The sequence below is a fragment of the Bradyrhizobium sp. STM 3557 genome (assembly GCF_045571465.1).
Classification (GTDB): domain Bacteria; phylum Pseudomonadota; class Alphaproteobacteria; order Rhizobiales; family Xanthobacteraceae; genus Bradyrhizobium.
This window is the reverse complement of sequence record NZ_CP120697.1, coordinates 6504663-6523433: the sequence shown is the minus strand read 5'-3', so window position 1 is coordinate 6523433 and position 18771 is coordinate 6504663. Positions and strand designations below refer to the sequence as shown.

Sequence of the window (18771 nt, the reverse complement as noted above, 5' to 3'; positions counted from 1 at the left end):
GCCTTTTTTCGAGCTAGCGCAGGCTCGCATTGATCTTGTCCAGTACGGCAGAGCCCGGACACAGGTCTTCGGCCTCCAGCTGGTTGAGCGGCCGGTTCACCGTGTTGAGATGGCTATGCAGGTCGTCCGCCTCGGGGTCGACATAGAGCAGCCCGGTGACGATCTGGCCCTGCGCGGCGTGCTTCTGCAGGAAGGTCATGGCGCCGAGCCGGTCATGCGGATCGTAGTCGGCGTCGATCTTGCGCAATGCCAGCCGCGAGCCATCATGCTGCTCGACGATCTGCACGCTGCCCGGCGCGTAATCCACCGTGATCGGATCGCGCCCGGTCAGCACGTCGAGCCGGTTCACCGCGTCATTGTGCTCGCGCACATAGTCGAAGCTCTTGGTCGAGCCGGCATGGTTGTTGAAGGCAATGCAGGGGCTGATCACGTCGATGAACGCCGAGCCCTTGTGCTGCAGCGCGCCGGCAATGATCGGCACCAGCTGCTTCTTGTCGCCGGAGAAGGAGCGGGCGACATAGGTCGCGCCCAGCTGCAGCGCGATGCCGACCAGATCGATCGCGTTATCGGTGTTGGTGATGCCTTTCTTCGACTTCGAGCCGCGGTCGGCGGTAGCCGAGAACTGGCCCTTGGTCAGGCCGTAGACGCCGTTGTTCTCGACGATATAGGTCATGTTGACGCCGCGCCGGATCGAATGCGCGAACTGGCCGAAGCCGATCGAGGCGGAATCGCCGTCGCCGGAGACGCCGAGATAGATCAAATCGCGGTTGGCCAGATTGGCGCCGGTCAACACCGACGGCATCCGGCCATGCACGGAGTTGAAGCCGTGCGAATTGCCGAGGAAATAGTCCGGCGTCTTCGACGAGCAGCCGATGCCGGAGATCTTTGCCACCCGGTGCGGCTCGATCGACAGTTCGAAGCAGGCCTCGATGATCGAGGCGGTGATCGAGTCGTGGCCACAGCCGGCGCACAGGGTCGAGATCTTGCCCTCGTAGTCCCGATGCGTGAAGCCGAGCTCGTTCTTCTTGAGGCCGGGATGCTGGAATTTCGGTTTGGCGATGTAGGTCATGACACGGCCTTGCGCAGCGGTGTGATCTTGAGATGGTCCTGGTGGTCGCCGATGGCGTCCGCGATGAAGCGCGCGGTGATCGGCGTGCCGTCGTAATGCAGGATCGGCACCAGGCGGACCGGGTCGATGCCGTTCTCGTTGACGATCAGCTGGCGCAATTGCGCGTCGCGGTTCTGCTCGACCACGTAGACGAAATCGTGCTCGGCGAGGAAGCTCGCCACGCTGGAATGGAAAGGGAAGGCGCGGATGCGCATACGGTCGAGCTGATGGCCGCGCGCCTCCAAGAGCTCGATGGCCTCGTCCATCGCCGGAGCAGTCGAGCCGAAATAGATCACGCCATATCGGGTCGGCTTGGCGGCATTGGCCTGCAGCGGCCGCGGCACCAGATCCTGCGCAGTCTCGAACTTGCGGATCAACCGCTGCATGTTGTCAGCGTAGACGGCGCCTTCCTCGGAATAGCGCGCGTAGCGGTCGCGCGAGGTACCGCGGGTGAAGTAGGAGCCCTTGGTTGGATGGGTGCCGGGATAGGTGCGGTAGGGGATGCCGTCGCCATCAACGTCGAGATAGCGGCCGAAGTCGCGGCCCTCGTCCAGCATCTCCGCCGTCATGATCTTGCCGCGGTCATATTGCCGCGCGTCGTCCCATTTCAGCGGGCGGCAGAGGCGATGGTTCATGCCGATGTCGAGATCGAGCATCAGGAAGATTACCGTCTGCAGCCGCTCGGCGAGATCGAAGGCGCAGGCCGCGAATTCGAATGCCTCGGCCGGATCTTCCGGAAACAGCAGCACGTGCTTGGTGTCGCCATGCGAGGCATAGGCGCAGGCAATGATGTCGCATTGCTGGGTGCGGGTCGGCATGCCCGTGGACGGGCCGGCGCGCTGCACGTTCATGATCACGGCCGGGATCTCGGCAAAATAGGAGAGGCCGATGAACTCGGTCATCAGCGAGATGCCGGGGCCAGAGGTCGCGGTGAAGGCGCGGGCGCCGTTCCAGGAGGCGCCGATGACGATGCCGATCGAAGCCAACTCGTCCTCGCCCTGCACGATGGCGTATTTGGCCTGGCCCGTTTCGGGATCATGCCGCAGCTTCTTGCAATGGCTGGTGAACGCGTCGGCAAGCGAGGAGGAGGGCGTGATCGGATACCAGGCGCAGACGGTAGCGCCGCCATAGACTGCACCGAGCGCGGCGGCGTTGTTGCCCTCGATGAAGATGCGGTCGCCGACCTTGTCGGCTTTCTTGATGCGCAGGCCGATCGGGCATTTCAGGTTCTGCAGCGCCCAGTCGCGCCCCAGATGCAGGGCGTGGACGTTGGAGGAGAGCAGCTTCTCCTTGCCCTTGTACTGCTCGCCGATCAGCTGCTCGATCAGCTTCGGGTCCATGTCGAACAGCGCGCAGAGAGCGCCGAGATAGATGATGTTCTTGAACAACTGGCGCTGGCGCGGATCGGTATAGGTCGAGTTGGTGATCGCGGTCAGCGGCACGCCGATGACGTTGATGTCGTCGCGGAATTTGCTCGACGGCATCGGTTTCGTCGAATCGTAGAACAGGTAGCCCCCCGGTACGATGCCGGCGACATCCTTGTCCCAGGTCTGCGGGTTCATCGCCACCATCATGTCGGTGCCGCCGCCGCGGGCGCCGAGATGGCCGGCTTCGGTGATGCGCACCTCGTACCAGGTCGGCAGGCCCTGGATGTTGGAGGGGAAGATGTTGCGCGGTGAGACCGGAACGCCATGGCGGAGCACGGAGCGGGCGAACAGCTCGTTGGCACTGGCCGAGCCCGAGCCGTTGACGTTGGCGAAGCGGACGACGAAGTCGTTTACGCTGCTGAGCGGCGCTTGCTGGGGCATGCGGTACCTGCGTGAGTCATCTCGATGAAATATTTCTGCATGTCCCACGCACCGGTGGGGCAGCGTTCGGCGCACAGGCCGCAATGCAGACAGACGTCTTCGTCCTTCACCATCACGCGTCCGGTCTTCAGATCCGAGGACACGTAAAGGCTCTGGTCGGGATGCAGCGATGGCGCCTTCAGCCGCGACCGGAGGTCGGCTTCTTCGCCATTCTCTGTGAAGGTGATGCAGTCCGTCGGGCAGATGTCGGCGCAGGCGTCGCATTCGATGCACAGCGACGTCGAGAACACGGTTTCGACGTCGCAGTTCAGGCAGCGCTGCGTTTCGCCGAGCGCGAGCTTGACGTCGTAGCCAAGCTCGACCTCGGCGCGGATGTCCTTCAGCGCCACCACCTTGTCGCGATGCGGCACCTTATGGCGCTTGTCCGGCGAGATGTCGTTATCGTAGCTCCATTCATGAATGCCCATTTTCTGCGAGGTGACATGCACCTCGGGCAGCGGACGCTCTGTGATGTCCTCGCCTGAGAGCATCCGGTGGATCGACAGCGCGGCCTCGTGGCCGTGCGCAACCGCCCAGATGATGTTCTTCGGTCCGAACGCGGCATCGCCGCCGAAGAACACCTTTGGATTCGTCGAGGCGAAGGTGGTCTTATCCACCTCTGGCATATGCCACTTGTCGAATGCGATGCCGCAATCCGGCTCGATCCAGGGAAACGCGTTCTCCTGGCCGACCGCGACCAGCACGTCGTCGCAAGGATAGGTCTGGTCCGGCTCGCCCGCGGGCACCAGATTGCGCTTGCCCTTGGCATCGTATTCCGCCTTCACCTTCTGGAAGGTGACGCCGGTGAGCTTGCCGTTGTCATGGGTGAAGGCGACGGGAACGAGGAAATTGAGGATCGGAATGTCCTCATGCATCGCGTCTTCTTTTTCCCAGGGCGAGGCCTTCATCTCCTCGAAGCCGGAGCGCACGATCACCTTGACGTCCTCGCCGCCAAGCCGCCGCGCGGTGCGGCAGCAATCCATCGCGGTGTTGCCGCCGCCGAGCACGATGACGCGCTTGCCGATCTTGTCGGTGTGGCCGAACGAGACACCGGAGAGCCAGTCGATGCCGATATGGATGTTGGCGGCCGCTTCCTTGCGGCCGGGGATGTCGAGCTCGCGGCCGCGCGGCGCGCCGGAGCCGATGAAGATGGCGTCGTATTTGTCGGCGAGCAGCTTCTTGAGGCTGTCGACGCGCTGGCCACCCCTGAACTCGATGCCAAGGCCCAGGATGTAGTCCGTCTCCTCGTCAATGACGGCATCGGGCAGGCGGAATTTTGGAATCTGGCTGCGCATCATGCCGCCGGCTTTCGCATCGGCGTCGAACACGGTGCAGTGATAGCCGAGCGGGGCGAGATCGCGCGCCACGGTGAGCGAGGCGGGGCCGCCGCCGACCAGCGCGATGCGCTTGCCGTTCTTCGCTGCCGGCCGCGGCATGCGCTGCTTGACTTCGTCCTTGAAGTCGGCCGCAACGCGCTTCAGGCGGCAGATCGCGACCGGTGTCTCCTCGACGCGTCCGCGGCGGCAGGCGGGCTCGCACGGCCGGTCGCAGGTGCGCCCGAGAATGCCCGGGAACACGTTGGATTTCCAGTTGATCATGTAGGCGTCGCTGTAGCGACCCTCGGCGATCAGGCGGATATATTCCGGGACGGGGGTATGCGCGGGGCAGGCCCATTGGCAATCGACCACTTTATGGAAGTAGTCGGGGGCCGAGATATCAGTCGGTTTCATTCCCACCTTAATCCCGCGCGGGCAAACAGACGATGCGCGGCCTTCCTGAAGTGAGAGCGCTGGCTCGACGGGATCGACCGATCGAAAAGCGGTATCTGTTCGCTGGTCGATGCCTCTAGCCGCCGCTCTTCTGATTTTTGAATGGCGTCATAGATTTATCCAATCAGACTAGAGCCATTCCAAGGCGGGCACAAAGGCAAAATTGCGCAAAAACATCAATTTGTGCCGCATGCTGCGGCGCACTTTGGAAAAGTCCAGCGCGTGCATGCTGCGCCGCAGTCATCCCGGAGATAGCTTGCGGTGTATGTTCGGAACTGTCGAGTGGCGGTCCCGAGCGCCCAGATTGTCATCGCCCGCCACCCGGTCCGGCCTTCGGCCGGCCGGATGACAGGCTCCGGCGGCAGATCCAGTACGCTGAGGCGTCTCGATTCAATTACTCCTGTTTCTGAATACTGGATCACCCGCATGCGCGGGTCATGACAGCGGAGTGTGGAACGACGCCACATGGTACGTCGCGGCAAGTCGACAAGTGCGACCTGCGGACCGTCTTAAGCGATATCAGCCTTGCTCAAATCCCACATCAGGCGGTAGAGCCCGACCGATATCTGTGTGGCAAGCGGACCGTCGATCGCGGCGAAGCGCGTGGTCATCAGCGTGGCGATGGCATGGCTGTCCGTGCCGTCGATCAGCACGAACCAGTCGGCGCCGCGTGAGCTTGCGGGGATTCCGCCGGTCGGGCCGGACAAATCGGAATCGCCTTCGAGCAGGTGCATCGAGATGATGCCGTCGAGATTGGATGGATCGAGCTCGATGCACAGGGCATCGCGCAGCGCCTGATCCTGCCCGGGCTTCGGGCGCAGGCGGATGATGCCGAGCACGGCGCCGCGGCCGGTGCCCTTGCTGATGGTGATGCGCGCGACGCTGCGGATCATGTTCTTGAACTTCGCCATCGTCGCGACCGACCATTCGGTCGGATGCGCGAGCCGCGCGCGATAGGGCTCGCTATTGAGCACGTCGATCGTTCCGGTCGAATAGAGGCAGAGATATTTCGGGCTGCCTTGCTCGGCGACATAGCGCCGCGCCTCATTGAACCCTTCGATCGCGACGCGCTCCTCAAGATGCTCCTGGTCGTACCAGCGGTTGAAATCGGCTTCGTCAGATGGATCGATGTCCATGGAGGTCAGCAGCATGCCTTGTCCGGCGAGTGGCATTGGGGCGTCCTTGTCTTTGCGTCGTCGTTGTTTGCGAGCTATCGCGCAGTGGACAGTGGGCTCCCTCTCCCCGTTCTTACGGGGAGAGGGGTGGGGTGAGGGGCAGACGCCCGATCGGTGTGAGTTGTTAGACCTGTACCCCCTCACCCGGATTGCATCTGACGATACAATCCGACCTCTCCCCGCAGGCGGGGCGAGGTTGCAGCGAGCGAGCCGCAAGATATGTGCGTACCTGACCCTCCAATGGGAGGGTGGAGACCGTCACGTCATCTGAACGCTATATTGCCGCGAACTCGTCCGCGCCGCCATATCCGCGATCGCTTTCATGACCGCATCGCGGATGCCGGGATCATAAAGATTGTGACCTGCGGCTTCGACGACACGGATTTCGGCCTCACGCCAGACCTCAGCCAATGCAGCGGAGGTCGACGGCGGGCAGAGCAGGTCGTAGCGGCCCTGCACGATGATGCCGGGAATGCCGGCGAGCCCACCCGCATTGCGTAGCAACTGGCTGGGTGCCAGGAAGCAATTGTTGTGGAAGTAATGCGCCTCCATGAACGGCGTTGCCGGCATGGCATTGCCGGAGCGCACCGCGAGCCGGTCGAGCCTGGTGCGGCCGGGCTTCAGCTCCGACAGTGCCCGCTCGGTGTCGTGCCAGGCACGCGCGGCAGGACCGTGGATGGCGGGATCAGGATCCAGGATGCGCCGCCAATAGGCGTCCATTGGGGTGCCGCGCTCCTCGGCGGGCAGCATATCGAGGAAATCGCGGTGCAGATCGGGATAGAAGCGCGCGAGCGTCGGCCCGAACGCCGTCTCGACCTCGGCGCGCATGCCGAGAAAGGTCGCGCGCAGCACGAGGCCCGCGACGCGGTCGGGATGCGCCTGCGCATAGGCCAGCGCCAGCGTCGCGCCCCAGGACCCGCCCGCGACGATCCAGCGTCCAAAGCCAAACCCTTCGCGGATCGCCTCCATGTCGGCGACGAGATCGGGGAGGGTGTTGTTGATGCGGCTCCCCTTCGGCTTGCTGCGTCCCGCGCCGCGCTGGTCGAACAGCACGGCGTGAAAGCGCTCGGGATCGAACAGCCGGCGGTGATCGGCCTGGCAGCCGGAGCCCGGGCCGCCATGCAGATAGACCGCGGGCACGCCGCCGCTGCGGCCGACGCTTTCGACATAGATCTCATGGCCGCCGGAGACCCGCAGCCATTCGGAGGTCAGCGGCGCGAACGGATCGGCGCGATGCGACGCTGCAGGTCCCGCTCCGGCGTCAGGCACCAGCATCATCCTTTTCCGGCGTGCCGCCGGCGAAGTTACGGTAGACGAAGCGGTCCTGGCCGGACGCCGCATCGGCCTCCGCCTGCTTGAAGATGCTCTCGTGCAGCGGCGACAGGGTGCAGGCCGGATCGGTGTTGGCAGCATCGCCCGACAACGCGAAGGCCTGGCAGCGGCAGCCGCCGAAATCGATCTCGCGGAATTCGCAGGACTTGCAAGGCTCCTTCATCCAGCCGGTGCCGCGATAGCGGTTGAAGGCGTCCGAGTTCTGCCAGATCCAGGCGATCGAATGGTTCGAGCGCACGGACTCGAATTCGAGCCCGGTGATGCTCTCGGCGGCGTGGCAGGGCAGCACCTTGCCCGCGGGCGAGATGTTGAAGAACTGCCGGCCCCAGCCGCCCATGCATTTCTTCGGCCGAAGCGCGTAGTAATCGGGCACGACGTAGTCGATCGTGAGAATGCCCTTCAGCCGCTCGCGCGCCTCTTCGACCAGGCGGTCGGTCTCCTCGAGCTGCGCGAAGGTTGGCATCAGGCTGGCGCGGTTCTTCAGCGCCCAGCCGTAATATTGCACGTTGGCGACCTCCAGCCGGTCGGCATCGAGATCGACCGCCATCTGGATGATATCAGGCAGCTGATGCAGGTTCTGCCGGTGCATCACCGCGTTCACGGTCAGCGGCAGATCGAGCTCGCGCGTCCAGCGGGCGACCTCGAGCTTCTTGGCGTGGCCGCCTTTGTGGCCGCCGACGCGGTCTGCAAGCACGGCCTCACTGCCCTGGAAGCTGATCTGCACATGGCAAAGCCCAGCATCGGCCAGCGCCTGCAATCGCTCGCGCGTCAACAGCACCGCCGAGGTGATCAGATTGGTGTAGAGGCCGACATCGGTCGCGTGCTGCACCAGCTCGACCAGGTCCTTGCGCGCGGTCGGCTCGCCGCCGGAGAAGTGCACCTGCAGCACGCCGATCTCGGCGAGCTCCGTCAGCACCTTCTTCCATTCGGCCGTTGTCAGCTCATTGCCGGCGCGATCGAGCTCCAGCGGATTGGAGCAATAGGGGCATTGCAGCGGGCAGCGATGCGTGAGCTCGAGCAGCACCGCAAGCGGAATGCCATAGGTCTCGGCGACCGAGCCGTGAGCCTCCAGCACGGCGAGGCTATCGCTCTCATCGCTGCGCGGTTTCGTTTCGGTGAGTTCGGTCATGAGGTCTTCTCCCGAACTTCGGTCAGAAATCCCTTGTCGGCGAGGTCCTGCAGCATGGCGACGACGTCGGTTGCGATGACGTCGCGCGGCGCGGCATATTTCGCCGCCAGCTCGTCCGCGATGTCAGCGACGCTGCGCACGCCGTCGCAGAGCTTGAGCACCTCGACGGCGATCTCGTCCGGCGCCAGCACGCGCTCCGGCGCCAGGATCACCCAGACCTGCCGCGTCTCGTCATAGCGCAGCTTGGTATGCCGCGGCAGCACCGGCCGGCTTTGTTCGCTGACTTGGATGTTGCGCGGCACCATGGTTACGATCTTTCAGGGCGAGGCGAAGTTGACGCGGCATCCACCGCTCGCACCCTCCCCTGGAGGGGGAGGGTCGGCTCGCTTAAGCGAAGCGCAAGCGAGGCGGGGTGGGGTGAAGCTATCGGGCACCGTGTTCGCCGCACGATCACCCCACCCCGCCTCACATTCTCGCTGCGCTCGATGTGAGCCGACCCTTCCCCTCCAGGGGAGGGTGGCAGAGTGCCTCGTATGACTGCGCTGCGATTCAGGATCACTGCTTAACCCTCCTTCGGCACGAAGGCGCCGGGCGGGATATGGCCATCGACATAGGCGTGATGCAGCGCGTCGAGCTGCACCCACAGCACGTTGGTCTTGAAGATCAGCGCGTTGCAGACGGCCGCGCGCTGCTCCGGCGTGGTCGCGTGCTCCTTGACATAGGACAGCGCGAAATTGGCGTCGCGCGGCGCCTGCGTCAGGCGCCGCTTGAAATAGCTCATAATGTCGGGATTGACGAAGTCGTAGTGCTGCAGCATCCCGGAGATGCGCTCCTCGTGGATGCCAGGCGCGAACAGCTCGGTGAGCGAGGAGGCGATCGCCTCCAGCGGCGAGCGGTCGCGGCAGAAATGCACATAGGCCTCGACCGCAAAGCGCGTCGCGGGAAGAATGCCTTCGGTCGATTCCACGTATGCGGTGGGCACGCCGAGGCCTTCGGTCAGCTTGAGCCAGCGCTCGATGCCGCCCTCGCTGCCGACATCGCCGTCATGATCCTCGATGCGATGCCGCCATTCCATCCGCGTGGCGCGATCGCGAAAGCGCGAGATCACCACCGCGTCCTTGATCGGGATCGTCGACTGATAATAGTAGCGGTTCAGTGCCCAGGCCTGCACCTGGCCCTTGTTGAGCTTGCCGCCGTGCAAGAGCTTATGGAAGGGATGCAGATTGTGGTAGCGCGTCGCGCCGATGTGGCGCAGCGCGGCTTCCAGTTCGGCCGCGTCGTTCAGTTTGACATGCGCGCCGATCGACAGCGCCGTCATGCCGCTTAAGTCCACGTTACTCACAGCACGATCTCCATCCCCTCGCTCGGGACCTGCCATCCCGCGCGCTCCAGCGCCTGCCGCTCGGGCGAGGCCTGCAGCCACGCCGGATTCGAATTGTTGATGTGCAGGAAGATCTTCCTGCCGATCCCAAGATCCGCGAGCGATGCGATCGCGCCATCGTCTCCGGACATTGCGATATGTCCCATACTCTGGCCGGTCTTGTTGCCGAGTCCAGCCCTGATCATCTCGTCGTCGCGCCACACCGTCCCGTCGAACAGCACCAGCGGCGCACCGGTGAGCCGCTGCTTCAGGGCGTCATCGACGCCAGCGCAGGCGGTGATGACATAGAGATATTTGCCGCTGGCCTTGTCCGCAATCCTCAGCCCCAGTGTGTCGCCGGTCGAGGCGCCGCCGCCCGGATGCTCCTTGCCGCGAAGGTACCAGGCGCTGGTACCTGCGACCGCGAACGGCAGGATCTCGAGCCCGGAACGCGCGCCGCCCGGCAATTGCGGCTCGAATGCGGTATCGACCTCGATGGCGACGCGCTGCACATGCTCTGGCCGCAACACGTCGAAGATGCTGTTGGACTTCAGGATCGCCAGCACCTTGGGATGGGCGTAGATCGCAAACGGCGAGCCCTCGCGCATCGACAACAGCCCGGTGACCGCGTCGATCTCACCGTTGGTGAGGATGACGCCCGCGATCGGGCTATGGCGCAGCGCCCCTCGCTTGGGATGGAGCTGCGGCGTCGACGTCACCTGCTGGCGCAGATCGGGCGAGGCATTGACCAGGAACCAGTGCTCGCCGTCATTGCTGACCGCAACTGACGCTTGGGTGCTCCTGATCGCGGGATGCTCGTTGCGTGCGGCCCGGCAGATCTCACAGCCGCAATTCCACTGCGGTACTCCGCCGCCTGCGGCAGCGCCCAGGACGACGACGCGAAGCATGAATTGTCTCTCGGAAACCGTCTCTTGCAGATGAGCTGACCGAGGTCAGCCGAGCACGATGTTCCGCTCTTGCGCGTAACACGCAGGCGCTCGGCGGGTCGAGGGTGGACGGCGAACTTGCGCACGGGGCTGGCACACGCGCCGCTCAGCCGCCCACCCTCAAGACGTTGATAGCTGAAGACGCCCTGCGAACCGTGACTGGCTACGCAATGACGTCACACCCGCGATTTATTTGCGGGCAGCGCAGGCATACATGTTGATTTCCATGCCAACCGGCACTTCAACGATCTTCGGTGCTTTCCAGGCCATTGTCCTCTCCCTCTAACGTGTGCGGGACATTTCCGTCCTCAGCATTAAACTACCGCGCCATGAAAAGTTCGCCAGTGGAATCTTTTAGTTTTGACGATCCGGTTTGATTTTTGCAGGTTTGATTTTGCAGGTGCGAAGGTGATGTCCTCAATTCGCCATCGCAGCCGTCAAATGAACGAATTCGTGACCGAAGCCTTCGCAACGCCATGCTGTTCCCGGCGTAGGCTGTGGTGGAAAGTGAACCGAATAAAGCAGTTGTGAGATGAAAGAAGCTTTGAATCCTGGTGCTCGATTGCCGAAGTTTCGCAGCAGCCGCTGTTGCAAACTTCGGAAGCAAAACAGCACCAGACGCCTGAGGTTCTGGAGCGGCTTTGGACTTGCAGTTCCTATGGCGGCGTCGCGGCAAAGACCGCCAGGAACTTCAGATTCACCGCACCAGCGCGCGACCCCATTGGAATGTGCCCATGCCCCGATATTTCTTTAACACCAGGATCGGCGACGAGCTGGTCGCCGACACGGATGGCGAGATGTTGCGCAATCCGGACCGCGCCTGGGAAGTCGCGCGCGACATGATCCGCGAGCTGTTGCGCACCGAGGGCGCCAATGCGGCGCTGCTGTCCGCCGTGATCGAGGTGACGGACGAGGAGGGCGACGTGGTGCTGGAGTTTCCGTTCTCCGAGGCGATCTTCGATATGCCCGCCCAGTCGCTGACACGGCACTAAGCCGCCTCAATGCACGTTGCGGTGCATTAGAGCGTTTTCAAGCGAAGTGAACACCGGTTCGCGTCAAGAAAACGCGTCGAAACAAAAAGCTAGAGCCCCGTTTCGATTCAATCGGAACGGAAAGGCTCTAGGCGGCGCAGTTGACCATCACGGCAGGTTCACGAATTCCACCCAGTTCGGCTGCTTGCCGACGGGATAGGATTTCAGCTTGGTCAGCCGGCCGCTGGCTTGATCGATCCCATAAACCGTCATGCTGTTGGAGAGTTCGCCGACGGCGGCGAGGTAACGGCCGGAGGCATCGATGTTGAAGCCGCGCGGCTGGGTCTCGGTCGGCACGCTCTCGATGCTGGTGAGCTGGCCGGTCGCAGCATCCACCTTGTAGGCGGCCAGCGTGTTCGAGCCGCGCTCCGACGCATAGAGGAATTGTTGTAGGCGGCCAGCGTGTTCGAGCCGCGCTCCGACGCATAGAGGAATTGGCCGTTCGGGGTGATGTGGAGGTCGGCAGCCCAAGGTTTGCCGGAAAAATCCTGCGGCAGGGTGGTCATCCGCTGCGTCTCGCGCCAAGTGCCGTTGTCGGCATCATAGGCGAACGCCGCGAGATCCGCGTTGAGCTCATGCAAGAGATAGATGAACTTGCCGTTCGGGTGGAAGATGAAGTGACGCGGGCCCGACTTCGCCGGCGTCTTCACCGTGGCAGCCTCGTCCGGCGTCAGCTTGCCGGTCTCGGCATCGAATTTGAAGGCGAGCACCTGGTCGGAGCCGAGATTGGTTGCGAACACGAAGCGGTTGTCGGGCGAAGGCAGGAAGGCGTGCGCATTGAGGCCGGTCGGGATCACCTGGGCAGGCGCGCCGACCACGCCATTGGCCTGAACCGGATTGACGGCGACCTTGTTGCCGCCATAGGAGGCGCTGAACAGGAATTTACCGGTGTGGTCGAAGGCGATATTGGCCATGCTGTCGGCCAGCGGCCCGTTGCCAATGTGCTTGAGTTCGCCGGTCTTGGGGGCGATCGCGAAGCTGACAGCCGTGAAGGGCTGCGAGCGGACACCGGCAATCAGCACGCGACGATCGGGGCTGACCGCGAGCGGCGTTGACGAACCCGGCTTCTCGATGCCGGCAAGAGCGGCAGTCTGCACCGCTGTCATCTCGCCGCTGTTAGCATCCAGCTTGAACACGCTGATGTCGTTGCTGGCCGCGTTGCCGACATAGGTGAAGGTCTCGGCCGCAGCGGTATCAGCCGCAAGTGCGAGAGCGGCAAGAACGAGCGATGTCGCGATGAATGTGCCTGGTGCCGGCATGCGTTTCCCCCGAAGTTGTTTGTTGTAGCTCTTAAAGTGGATTGTCGTCTTAAAGTGGATTGTCGAGGTTAGCCAAGATTGATTCCGTATGGATCAATTCAGCAATAGCATCGGTGGGTGCCCATCATTTCGCGGTTGCCTCTGACCGCTGACGCATAGCCGTCTGCCGCAAAGGCCGGGACGTGTCGCTTTCTCCGCGTTCTCTCGCGCGCTAAAAGACGCCGTTGTTTACGGAGTTGCCCATGACCGATCTCTGGCGCCTGTCGGCCGCCGACCTCGCCGCTCGCATCGCATCCAAACAGGTGTCCGCCCGGGAGGCCGCGACGTCGGCTCTGGCCCGGCTGGACGCGGTCAATCCCAGGATCAACGCGGTGATCGATCATCGCCCTGACGACGTGCTGCGGCAGGCGGATCGCGTCGATGCGGCGATCGCGAAAGGCGAGAGCGTCGGGCCGCTCGCCGGCGTCCCGATCACCGTGAAGGTCAATGTCGACCAGGCCGGCTTTGCCACCACCAACGGCCTGAAGCTGCAGCGCGACACCATCGCGACGGTGAACAATCCGGTGGTCGACAATCTCCTCAAGGCCGGCGCCGTCATCCTTGGCCGCACCAACACGCCGGCCGTGTCCTACCGCTGGTTCACCAGCAATCTCATCCATGGGACGACCCGGAATCCGCGCGATCCCGGCATCACGCCCGGCGGCTCCTCCGGCGGCGCGGGATCGGCGACGGCCGCCGGCATCGGCCATATCGGCCACGGCACTGATATCGCCGGCTCGGTCCGTTATCCCGCCTATGCCTGCGGTATCCATGGCCTGCGCCCGACGGTCGGGCGGATTCCAGCCTTCAACACCGCGCTGCCGGAGCGCCCGATCGGGCCGCAGATCAGCGCGGTCTCGGGACCATTGGCGCGCACGATTGCCGACATCCGGCTGGCGCTGGCCGCGATGGCGGCGCGCGATGTGCGCGATGTCTGGTGGATGCCGGTGCCGCTCGAAGGCCCGCCGCTGCCCAGGCGCGTGGCGCTCTGCGTCAATCCCGACGGTTTGAATCCGGTGCCGGAGGTGATGGCCGCGGTGGTCGATGCCGCCGGGCGGCTGGAGCGCGCCGGCTGGATTGTCGAGGAAATCAAGGACACGCCGCCGCTGCAGGAGGCGGCGCTGCTGCAGACGAGGCTATGGCTCGGCGATGGCTACGAGGCGCAGCTGGCACTGGCCGAGAAGGAGGGCGATCCCGGCGCGCTGGCCTGCCTGCGCGGCAATCGTGCGAAGGTGTTTCCGTTCGACCTGTCGCAGACGCTGACACGCCGCGCCACGCTGACCCGCGACTGGCTGCTGTTCCTGGAGAAGTATCCCGTCGTGCTGATGCCGGTCTCCGGCGAGTTGCCGTTCGCCGACCAGCTCGACCGCAAGGACGAGGCGTCCTTCACCCGCGTCTGGCACGCGCAGCTGACGCAGATCGCCATTCCCTTCTTTGGCCTTCCCGCGCTCACCGTCTCGACCGGCCTGGTCGACCGCATCCCCGTCGGCGTGCAGCTCGTGTCACAGCGCTTCCGCGAGGACCTCTGCCTTGCCGCAGGCGAGGCGATCGAGGCCGGCGGCACACCGCCCTCGCCAATCGATCCCGTCGGTTAGAAATGTCGAGCCTCTACGATTTCACCGCGACCTCGCTGGCCGGCGAGGAGGTGCCGATCCGGCGCTTCGCGGGCCAGGTGCTGCTCATCGTCAACACCGCGAGCGCCTGCGGCTTCACGCCGCAATATCGCGGCCTGGAAGCACTTTACCGCGAGTTCGCGCCTAAGGGCTTTGCCGTGCTGGGATTTCCCTGTAACCAGTTCGGCGGCCAGGAACCGGGAACGGCGTCCGAGATCGATGCATTCTGCGCCGGCAAGTACGACGTCACGTTTCCGATGTTCGCCAAGATCGACGTCAACGGTGCGGCGGCGCATCCGCTCTACAAGTTCTTGAGGAGCGAGAAGTCGGGCCTGCTGGGATCTGCGATCAAATGGAATTTCACCAAATTCCTGGTTGACCGGTCGGGCCGGGTGGTCTCGCGTCGCGCGCCGACCACCAAACCTGAGGCATTGAAGAAAGAGATCGAGGCGCTGCTGTGAGCGAGAACGAGACGACGAACGAATTGCCGGACCGCCTGTCGGTCGATCCGAAGAGCCCCTATTACAACGCGGAGGTGCTGTCGCGCGATGTCGGCATCCGCTTCAAGGGCGTCGAGAAGACCAATGTCGAGGAGTATTGTGTCAGCGAGGGCTGGATCCGCGTGCCCGCCGGCACGGCCCGCGACCGCTACGGCAATCCCCTGACCATCAAGGTGCACGGCCCGGTCGAGCCGTACTTCCGGGATAAAGAGACGTCCTGACGCGAGCTCTCCACCGTCATTGCGAGGAGCGCAAGCGACGAAGCAATCCAGCGTTCTCAGCGGGACTCTGGATTGCTTCGCTTCGCTCGCAATGACGGCCCGATCACCGTCTGCCGTTGAAAGCCCACCCCATGTCCGTCCGCATCATCGACGTCCGCGAAGTCACCAAGCCGATCTCGTCGCCGATCCGCAACGCCTATATCGATTTCACTAAGATGACGACGAGCCTCGTTGCCGTCGTCACCGATGTGGTCCAGGGCGGCAAGCGCGTGGTCGGCTACGGCTTCAATTCCAACGGCCGTTACGGGCAGGGGGGGCTGATCCGCGAGCGCTTCGCGCCGCGCTTGCTGGAAGCCGATCCGAAGACGCTGCTTGACGCGAGCGGCGACAATCTCGACCCGGACAAGGTCTGGGCGACCATGATGTCGAACGAGAAGCCCGGCGGCCATGGCGAGCGCTCGGTCGCGGTCGGCACCATCGACATGGCGGTGTGGGATGCGGTGGCGAAGATTGCGGGTAAGCCGCTGTTCCGCCTGCTCGCCGAGCGTCACGGCCTCACCGCCAATCCGCGTGTCTTCGTCTATGCCGCCGGCGGCTACTACTATCCCGGCAAGGGTCTCTCGATGCTGCGCGGGGAGATGCGCTCCTATCTCGACCGCGGCTACAACGTCGTGAAGATGAAGATCGGCGGCGCTTCGATCGACGAGGACCGCACCCGCATCGAGGCGGTGCTGGAGGAGATCGGCAGCGATGCGCAGCTTGCGGTCGATGCCAACGGCCGCTTCGATCTGGAGACCGCGATCGCCTACGCCAAGATGCTGCGCGACTATCCGCTGTTCTGGTACGAGGAGGCCGGCGATCCGCTCGACTATGCGCTGCAGGCTGCTCTGGCCGAATTCTACCCGCGGCCGATGGCGACCGGCGAGAACCTGTTCAGCCATCAGGATGCGCGCAACCTCATTCGCTATGGGGGCATGCGCCCGGACCGCGATTGGCTGCAGTTCGACTGCGCGCTGTCCTACGGCCTTTGCGAATATCAGCGCACGCTCGAAGTCTTGAAGGCCCATGGCTGGTCGCCGAGCCGCTGCATCCCGCATGGCGGTCACCAGATGTCGCTCAACATCGCCGCCGGCCTCGGCCTCGGCGGCAATGAGAGCTATCCGGACCTGTTCCAGCCCTATGGCGGCTTCCCCGACGGCGTGCGGGTCGAGAACGGCCATATCACCATGCCCGACCTTCCCGGTGTCGGTTTTGAAGGCAAGTCCGATCTCTACACCGAGATGAAGGCGCTCGCGGCGTAGGTTATAAGTAATAATTGCGCTATCTCGTCATTGCGAGCGAAGCGAAGCAATCCAGGAATCATCCGAGAAGTCTGGATTGCTTCGTCGCTTAACCCCTCGCAATGACGAAGCTCGTGGGTAGCGCGTAGGCGATGCGCAAAGCGAAACGTGCCCATCATTGTCATGACGCATCGTCTGCGGAGCAGCGTAACTACAGCTTCATTATGCGGATCAGCAGATGCGAGCTTAGTCCGCCGATGTTACCATCGCGCAGATGATAACTGCGCGAGAAAACCATGGACCTTGATCGAGAGAACGGCCACTCCCTGGAGGAGCTCTTCCAAAATCTGGCAGAGACCGCCGCCTGGTGCGGATCGCGTCCGAGACCGTGGTCGCCTTTTGCGACATTTCGAAGCGCTGATGTCGCGCCCGAATTCGCATGCACAAGCCGCAAGGCCTGGGTTCAGTCGGTCGCTGATCAGCGTCGTCGCCGAACCTTCGTGGGCAGCAAAATCTCCTTTCAGAAGATCTACAGCTTTCAAGGCCGGCTGCTTGCTTTGTTTCCAGACGATAGTCTGGCATGCGGCGTTGCGGAGGCCGAAACGGAGGGCTTTCTCACGTCCGACAACGTACCGCCTTGGGACACATGGGTCGCGTACCTTTATGAGGATAGCCGAACCCAATATCTGGTCTCGTGGGTCCCGGGATCGTTGGTGAGGATGGTCGATAGTGGCATCCGCGTGATTCCCGAGGAATGCGCGGGGTGGGTGGATGAGCGCTGTCCGCAGCTGGCGGAGGCGTTGGCGGCGCGAGGCGTAGAGTTCGCCAAAGCAAGAAGATGATCGAACGTACGGCGTCGCGGTAGGCATTCCCGAAAATAACGGTATCAAATTACTCCGCACTGTGTTCTTTTTTGAGCGTCGCTCAAATATCGCTTGAACGTCGCTCAAGATCCGATACACTCATCTCCAGTTCCCGATAATCGGAGCGCGCGGACGACGCTCGCCGCCGCCGCGCACTCTGCGAGGAGATGATGCCCATGTCCTATTCGGAAAGTGATCTTCGCGCCGCCGCAGTCGCCGGTGTGATCGGCGAGACGGATCTGCAGCGGCTGCTCGCCTACCTCTCGCAAGTCACCACGCAAGGCCGCGCTGCGCCAGCCGCGAAGTTCGATGTCGCGCATCTCCTCTGGTATGCAGGTGCGCTGATCGTGATCGGCGCGATGGGCCTGTTCTCGACGCTCGCGTTCTCGCAAATGGGCGGACGCGCGCTGATCGCCAGCGCAATCGCTTATGCGGTGGCGTTCAGCTTCGCCGGCGATCACCTCTGGCGCAAAGGCCTGCGCGTGCCCGGCGGGCTGCTGATCGCGATCGCGGTGTCGATGGCGCCGCTCGCGGTCTATGGCATCCAGGACGAACTCGGCTGGTGGAGCAGGTTCGGCAGGCCCGGCACGGTCCACGACTTCTACGTCTGGATCAAGGGCAGCTGGATCTTCATGGAGCTCGCGACGGTGGTCGCCGGCACCATTGCGCTGCGCTTCTATCGCGTGCCTTTCATCGTCGCGATCATCTCGGTCGCATTGTGGTTCATGTCGATGGATCTGGCGCCCTGGATCGCCAATGCCGCTCATGCCGACTTCGAGACACGCCGTCGGGTCTCGGTGTGGTTCGGCCTTGCTATTCTCGTGATCGCCTGGATCGTCGACTATCGCAGCCGCAGCAGAGACTTCGGCTTCTGGCTGCATCTGTTCGGACTGATGACCTTCTGGGGCGGCATCACTGCCTCGAGCGGTGGCAATCCTGCGCTCTATTGCCTGTTCAATGTCGGCTTGCTGCTTATCGCCGTCGTCATCATGCGGCGTGCCTACGCCGTGTTCGGCACCTTCGGCATTACACTCTATCTCAGCTATCTGGCCTATGACGTATTCAAGGACTCCCTGATGTTTCCGTTCGCGCTGTCCTTAATCGGCATCGCCGTCGTTGCTTCCGGCCTCGCCTATCACCGCAAGCAGGACGCGATCGCGGCCTGGCTATCGGCCAACCTGCCGCCGGCGCTGCTGCGGCTCCGGCCGCAGAGCGGAAGCTAATAAGGTGAGTGTAGCCCGGATGAGCGCAGGGATATCCGGGATGATCAGGTCCCGCATGTCGCGCGCTCATGCGGG

17 protein-coding genes and 1 pseudogene are annotated in these 18771 nt (G+C 63.5%); 7 read left to right on the top strand and 11 right to left on the bottom strand.

Annotated features, from left to right (window positions below; genetic code table 11):
• Positions 1-13: 13 nt before the first annotated feature.
• The 10 genes from P6U24_RS30210 to pqqA form a co-directional block, all read right to left on the bottom strand.
• A complete protein-coding gene (locus P6U24_RS30210) occupies positions 14-1069 on the bottom strand; it encodes a 2-oxoacid:ferredoxin oxidoreductase subunit beta (RefSeq protein ID WP_407156075.1) in 1056 nt (351 codons plus the stop codon).
• Entirely contained in the window at positions 1066-2916 is a 1851-nt protein-coding gene (locus tag P6U24_RS30205) for a 2-oxoacid:acceptor oxidoreductase subunit alpha (RefSeq protein ID WP_407156074.1), read from the bottom strand. The genes P6U24_RS30210 and P6U24_RS30205 overlap by 4 nt, the downstream gene beginning before the upstream one ends.
• Positions 2886-4685, bottom strand: coding sequence for an FAD-dependent oxidoreductase (locus P6U24_RS30200; protein ID WP_407156073.1), 1800 nt, complete (start codon positions 4683-4685; stop codon positions 2886-2888). The genes P6U24_RS30205 and P6U24_RS30200 overlap by 31 nt, the downstream gene beginning before the upstream one ends.
• 548 nt (positions 4686-5233) lie before the next feature.
• A complete protein-coding gene (locus P6U24_RS30195) occupies positions 5234-5896 on the bottom strand; it encodes a hypothetical protein (protein ID WP_407156072.1) in 663 nt (220 codons plus the stop codon).
• A 261-nt stretch (positions 5897-6157) separates the two neighbouring features.
• Positions 6158-7168, bottom strand: coding sequence for a prolyl aminopeptidase (gene pip / locus P6U24_RS30190; RefSeq protein WP_407156071.1), 1011 nt, complete (start codon positions 7166-7168; stop codon positions 6158-6160).
• Positions 7161-8360 carry a pyrroloquinoline quinone biosynthesis protein PqqE gene (pqqE, locus tag P6U24_RS30185; RefSeq protein WP_407156070.1) on the bottom strand — a complete coding sequence of 400 codons (1200 nt, stop codon included), beginning with the start codon at positions 8358-8360 and terminating at the stop codon, positions 7161-7163. The genes pip and pqqE overlap by 8 nt, the downstream gene beginning before the upstream one ends.
• Complete coding sequence (pqqD, locus tag P6U24_RS30180) at positions 8357-8665, bottom strand: pyrroloquinoline quinone biosynthesis peptide chaperone PqqD (protein WP_407156069.1); 309 nt, start codon at positions 8663-8665, stop codon at positions 8357-8359. Before pqqD ends, pqqE begins: the two co-directional genes overlap by 4 nt.
• 257 nt (positions 8666-8922) lie before the next feature.
• The gene (gene pqqC / locus P6U24_RS30175; RefSeq protein WP_407160644.1) at positions 8923-9678 is read right to left on the bottom strand and encodes a pyrroloquinoline-quinone synthase PqqC; all 756 of its coding nucleotides are present in this window, start codon (positions 9676-9678) and stop codon (positions 8923-8925) included.
• A gap of 20 nt (positions 9679-9698) precedes the next feature.
• Entirely contained in the window at positions 9699-10628 is a 930-nt protein-coding gene (gene pqqB, locus P6U24_RS30170) for a pyrroloquinoline quinone biosynthesis protein PqqB (protein WP_407156068.1), read from the bottom strand.
• A 228-nt stretch (positions 10629-10856) separates the two neighbouring features.
• Positions 10857-10937, bottom strand: coding sequence for a pyrroloquinoline quinone precursor peptide PqqA (pqqA, locus tag P6U24_RS30165; RefSeq protein ID WP_012029362.1), 81 nt, complete (start codon positions 10935-10937; stop codon positions 10857-10859).
• Between the two features lie 464 nt (positions 10938-11401).
• Here pqqA and P6U24_RS30160 point away from each other — a divergent pair, with 464 nt between their 5' ends.
• On the top strand, positions 11402-11659 hold the full coding sequence (locus P6U24_RS30160; protein WP_407156067.1) for a DUF6894 family protein: 258 nt from the start codon (positions 11402-11404) through the stop codon (positions 11657-11659).
• Positions 11660-11806: 147 nt separating this feature from the next.
• Here the strand turns inward: P6U24_RS30160 and P6U24_RS30155 are convergent.
• Positions 11807-12957: pseudogene (locus P6U24_RS30155) on the bottom strand (lactonase family protein).
• Positions 12958-13199: 242 nt separating this feature from the next.
• Here P6U24_RS30155 and P6U24_RS30150 point away from each other — a divergent pair.
• The 6 genes from P6U24_RS30150 (at position 13200) to P6U24_RS30125 (ending at position 18696) form a co-directional block, all read left to right on the top strand.
• Positions 13200-14591, top strand: coding sequence for an amidase family protein (locus tag P6U24_RS30150; RefSeq protein ID WP_407156066.1), 1392 nt, complete (start codon positions 13200-13202; stop codon positions 14589-14591).
• A gap of 2 nt (positions 14592-14593) precedes the next feature.
• On the top strand, positions 14594-15070 hold the full coding sequence (locus tag P6U24_RS30145; RefSeq protein ID WP_407156065.1) for a glutathione peroxidase: 477 nt from the start codon (positions 14594-14596) through the stop codon (positions 15068-15070).
• Positions 15067-15330, top strand: a complete 264-nt coding sequence (locus tag P6U24_RS30140; protein WP_407156064.1) for a DUF3297 family protein — start codon at positions 15067-15069, stop codon at positions 15328-15330. Before P6U24_RS30145 ends, P6U24_RS30140 begins: the two co-directional genes overlap by 4 nt.
• 131 nt (positions 15331-15461) lie before the next feature.
• Positions 15462-16631 carry a mandelate racemase/muconate lactonizing enzyme family protein gene (locus P6U24_RS30135; RefSeq protein ID WP_407156063.1) on the top strand — a complete coding sequence of 390 codons (1170 nt, stop codon included), beginning with the start codon at positions 15462-15464 and terminating at the stop codon, positions 16629-16631.
• A gap of 275 nt (positions 16632-16906) precedes the next feature.
• A complete protein-coding gene (locus P6U24_RS30130) occupies positions 16907-17452 on the top strand; it encodes a hypothetical protein (RefSeq protein ID WP_407156062.1) in 546 nt (181 codons plus the stop codon).
• Positions 17453-17649: 197 nt separating this feature from the next.
• Positions 17650-18696, top strand: coding sequence for a hypothetical protein (locus tag P6U24_RS30125; protein ID WP_407156061.1), 1047 nt, complete (start codon positions 17650-17652; stop codon positions 18694-18696).
• Positions 18697-18771 lie beyond the last annotated feature (75 nt).

Coding starts and splice junctions, on each gene's coding strand:
- pqqE (WP_407156070.1), bottom strand. CDS start 8,360: ATGACCGAACTCACCGAAACGAAACCGCGCAGCGATGAGAGCGATAGC.
- P6U24_RS30145 (WP_407156065.1), top strand. CDS start 14,594: ATGTCGAGCCTCTACGATTTCACCGCGACCTCGCTGGCCGGCGAGGAG.
- pqqA (WP_012029362.1), bottom strand. CDS start 10,937: ATGGCCTGGAAAGCACCGAAGATCGTTGAAGTGCCGGTTGGCATGGAA.
- P6U24_RS30135 (WP_407156063.1), top strand. CDS start 15,462: ATGTCCGTCCGCATCATCGACGTCCGCGAAGTCACCAAGCCGATCTCG.
- P6U24_RS30195 (WP_407156072.1), bottom strand. CDS start 5,896: ATGCCACTCGCCGGACAAGGCATGCTGCTGACCTCCATGGACATCGAT.
- P6U24_RS30150 (WP_407156066.1), top strand. CDS start 13,200: ATGACCGATCTCTGGCGCCTGTCGGCCGCCGACCTCGCCGCTCGCATC.
- pqqB (WP_407156068.1), bottom strand. CDS start 10,628: ATGCTTCGCGTCGTCGTCCTGGGCGCTGCCGCAGGCGGCGGAGTACCG.
- pqqD (WP_407156069.1), bottom strand. CDS start 8,665: ATGGTGCCGCGCAACATCCAAGTCAGCGAACAAAGCCGGCCGGTGCTG.
- P6U24_RS30160 (WP_407156067.1), top strand. CDS start 11,402: ATGCCCCGATATTTCTTTAACACCAGGATCGGCGACGAGCTGGTCGCC.
- P6U24_RS30125 (WP_407156061.1), top strand. CDS start 17,650: ATGTCCTATTCGGAAAGTGATCTTCGCGCCGCCGCAGTCGCCGGTGTG.
- P6U24_RS30130 (WP_407156062.1), top strand. CDS start 16,907: ATGGACCTTGATCGAGAGAACGGCCACTCCCTGGAGGAGCTCTTCCAA.
- P6U24_RS30200 (WP_407156073.1), bottom strand. CDS start 4,685: ATGAAACCGACTGATATCTCGGCCCCCGACTACTTCCATAAAGTGGTC.
- P6U24_RS30205 (WP_407156074.1), bottom strand. CDS start 2,916: ATGCCCCAGCAAGCGCCGCTCAGCAGCGTAAACGACTTCGTCGTCCGC.
- P6U24_RS30210 (WP_407156075.1), bottom strand. CDS start 1,069: ATGACCTACATCGCCAAACCGAAATTCCAGCATCCCGGCCTCAAGAAG.
- pqqC (WP_407160644.1), bottom strand. CDS start 9,678: ATGACGGCGCTGTCGATCGGCGCGCATGTCAAACTGAACGACGCGGCC.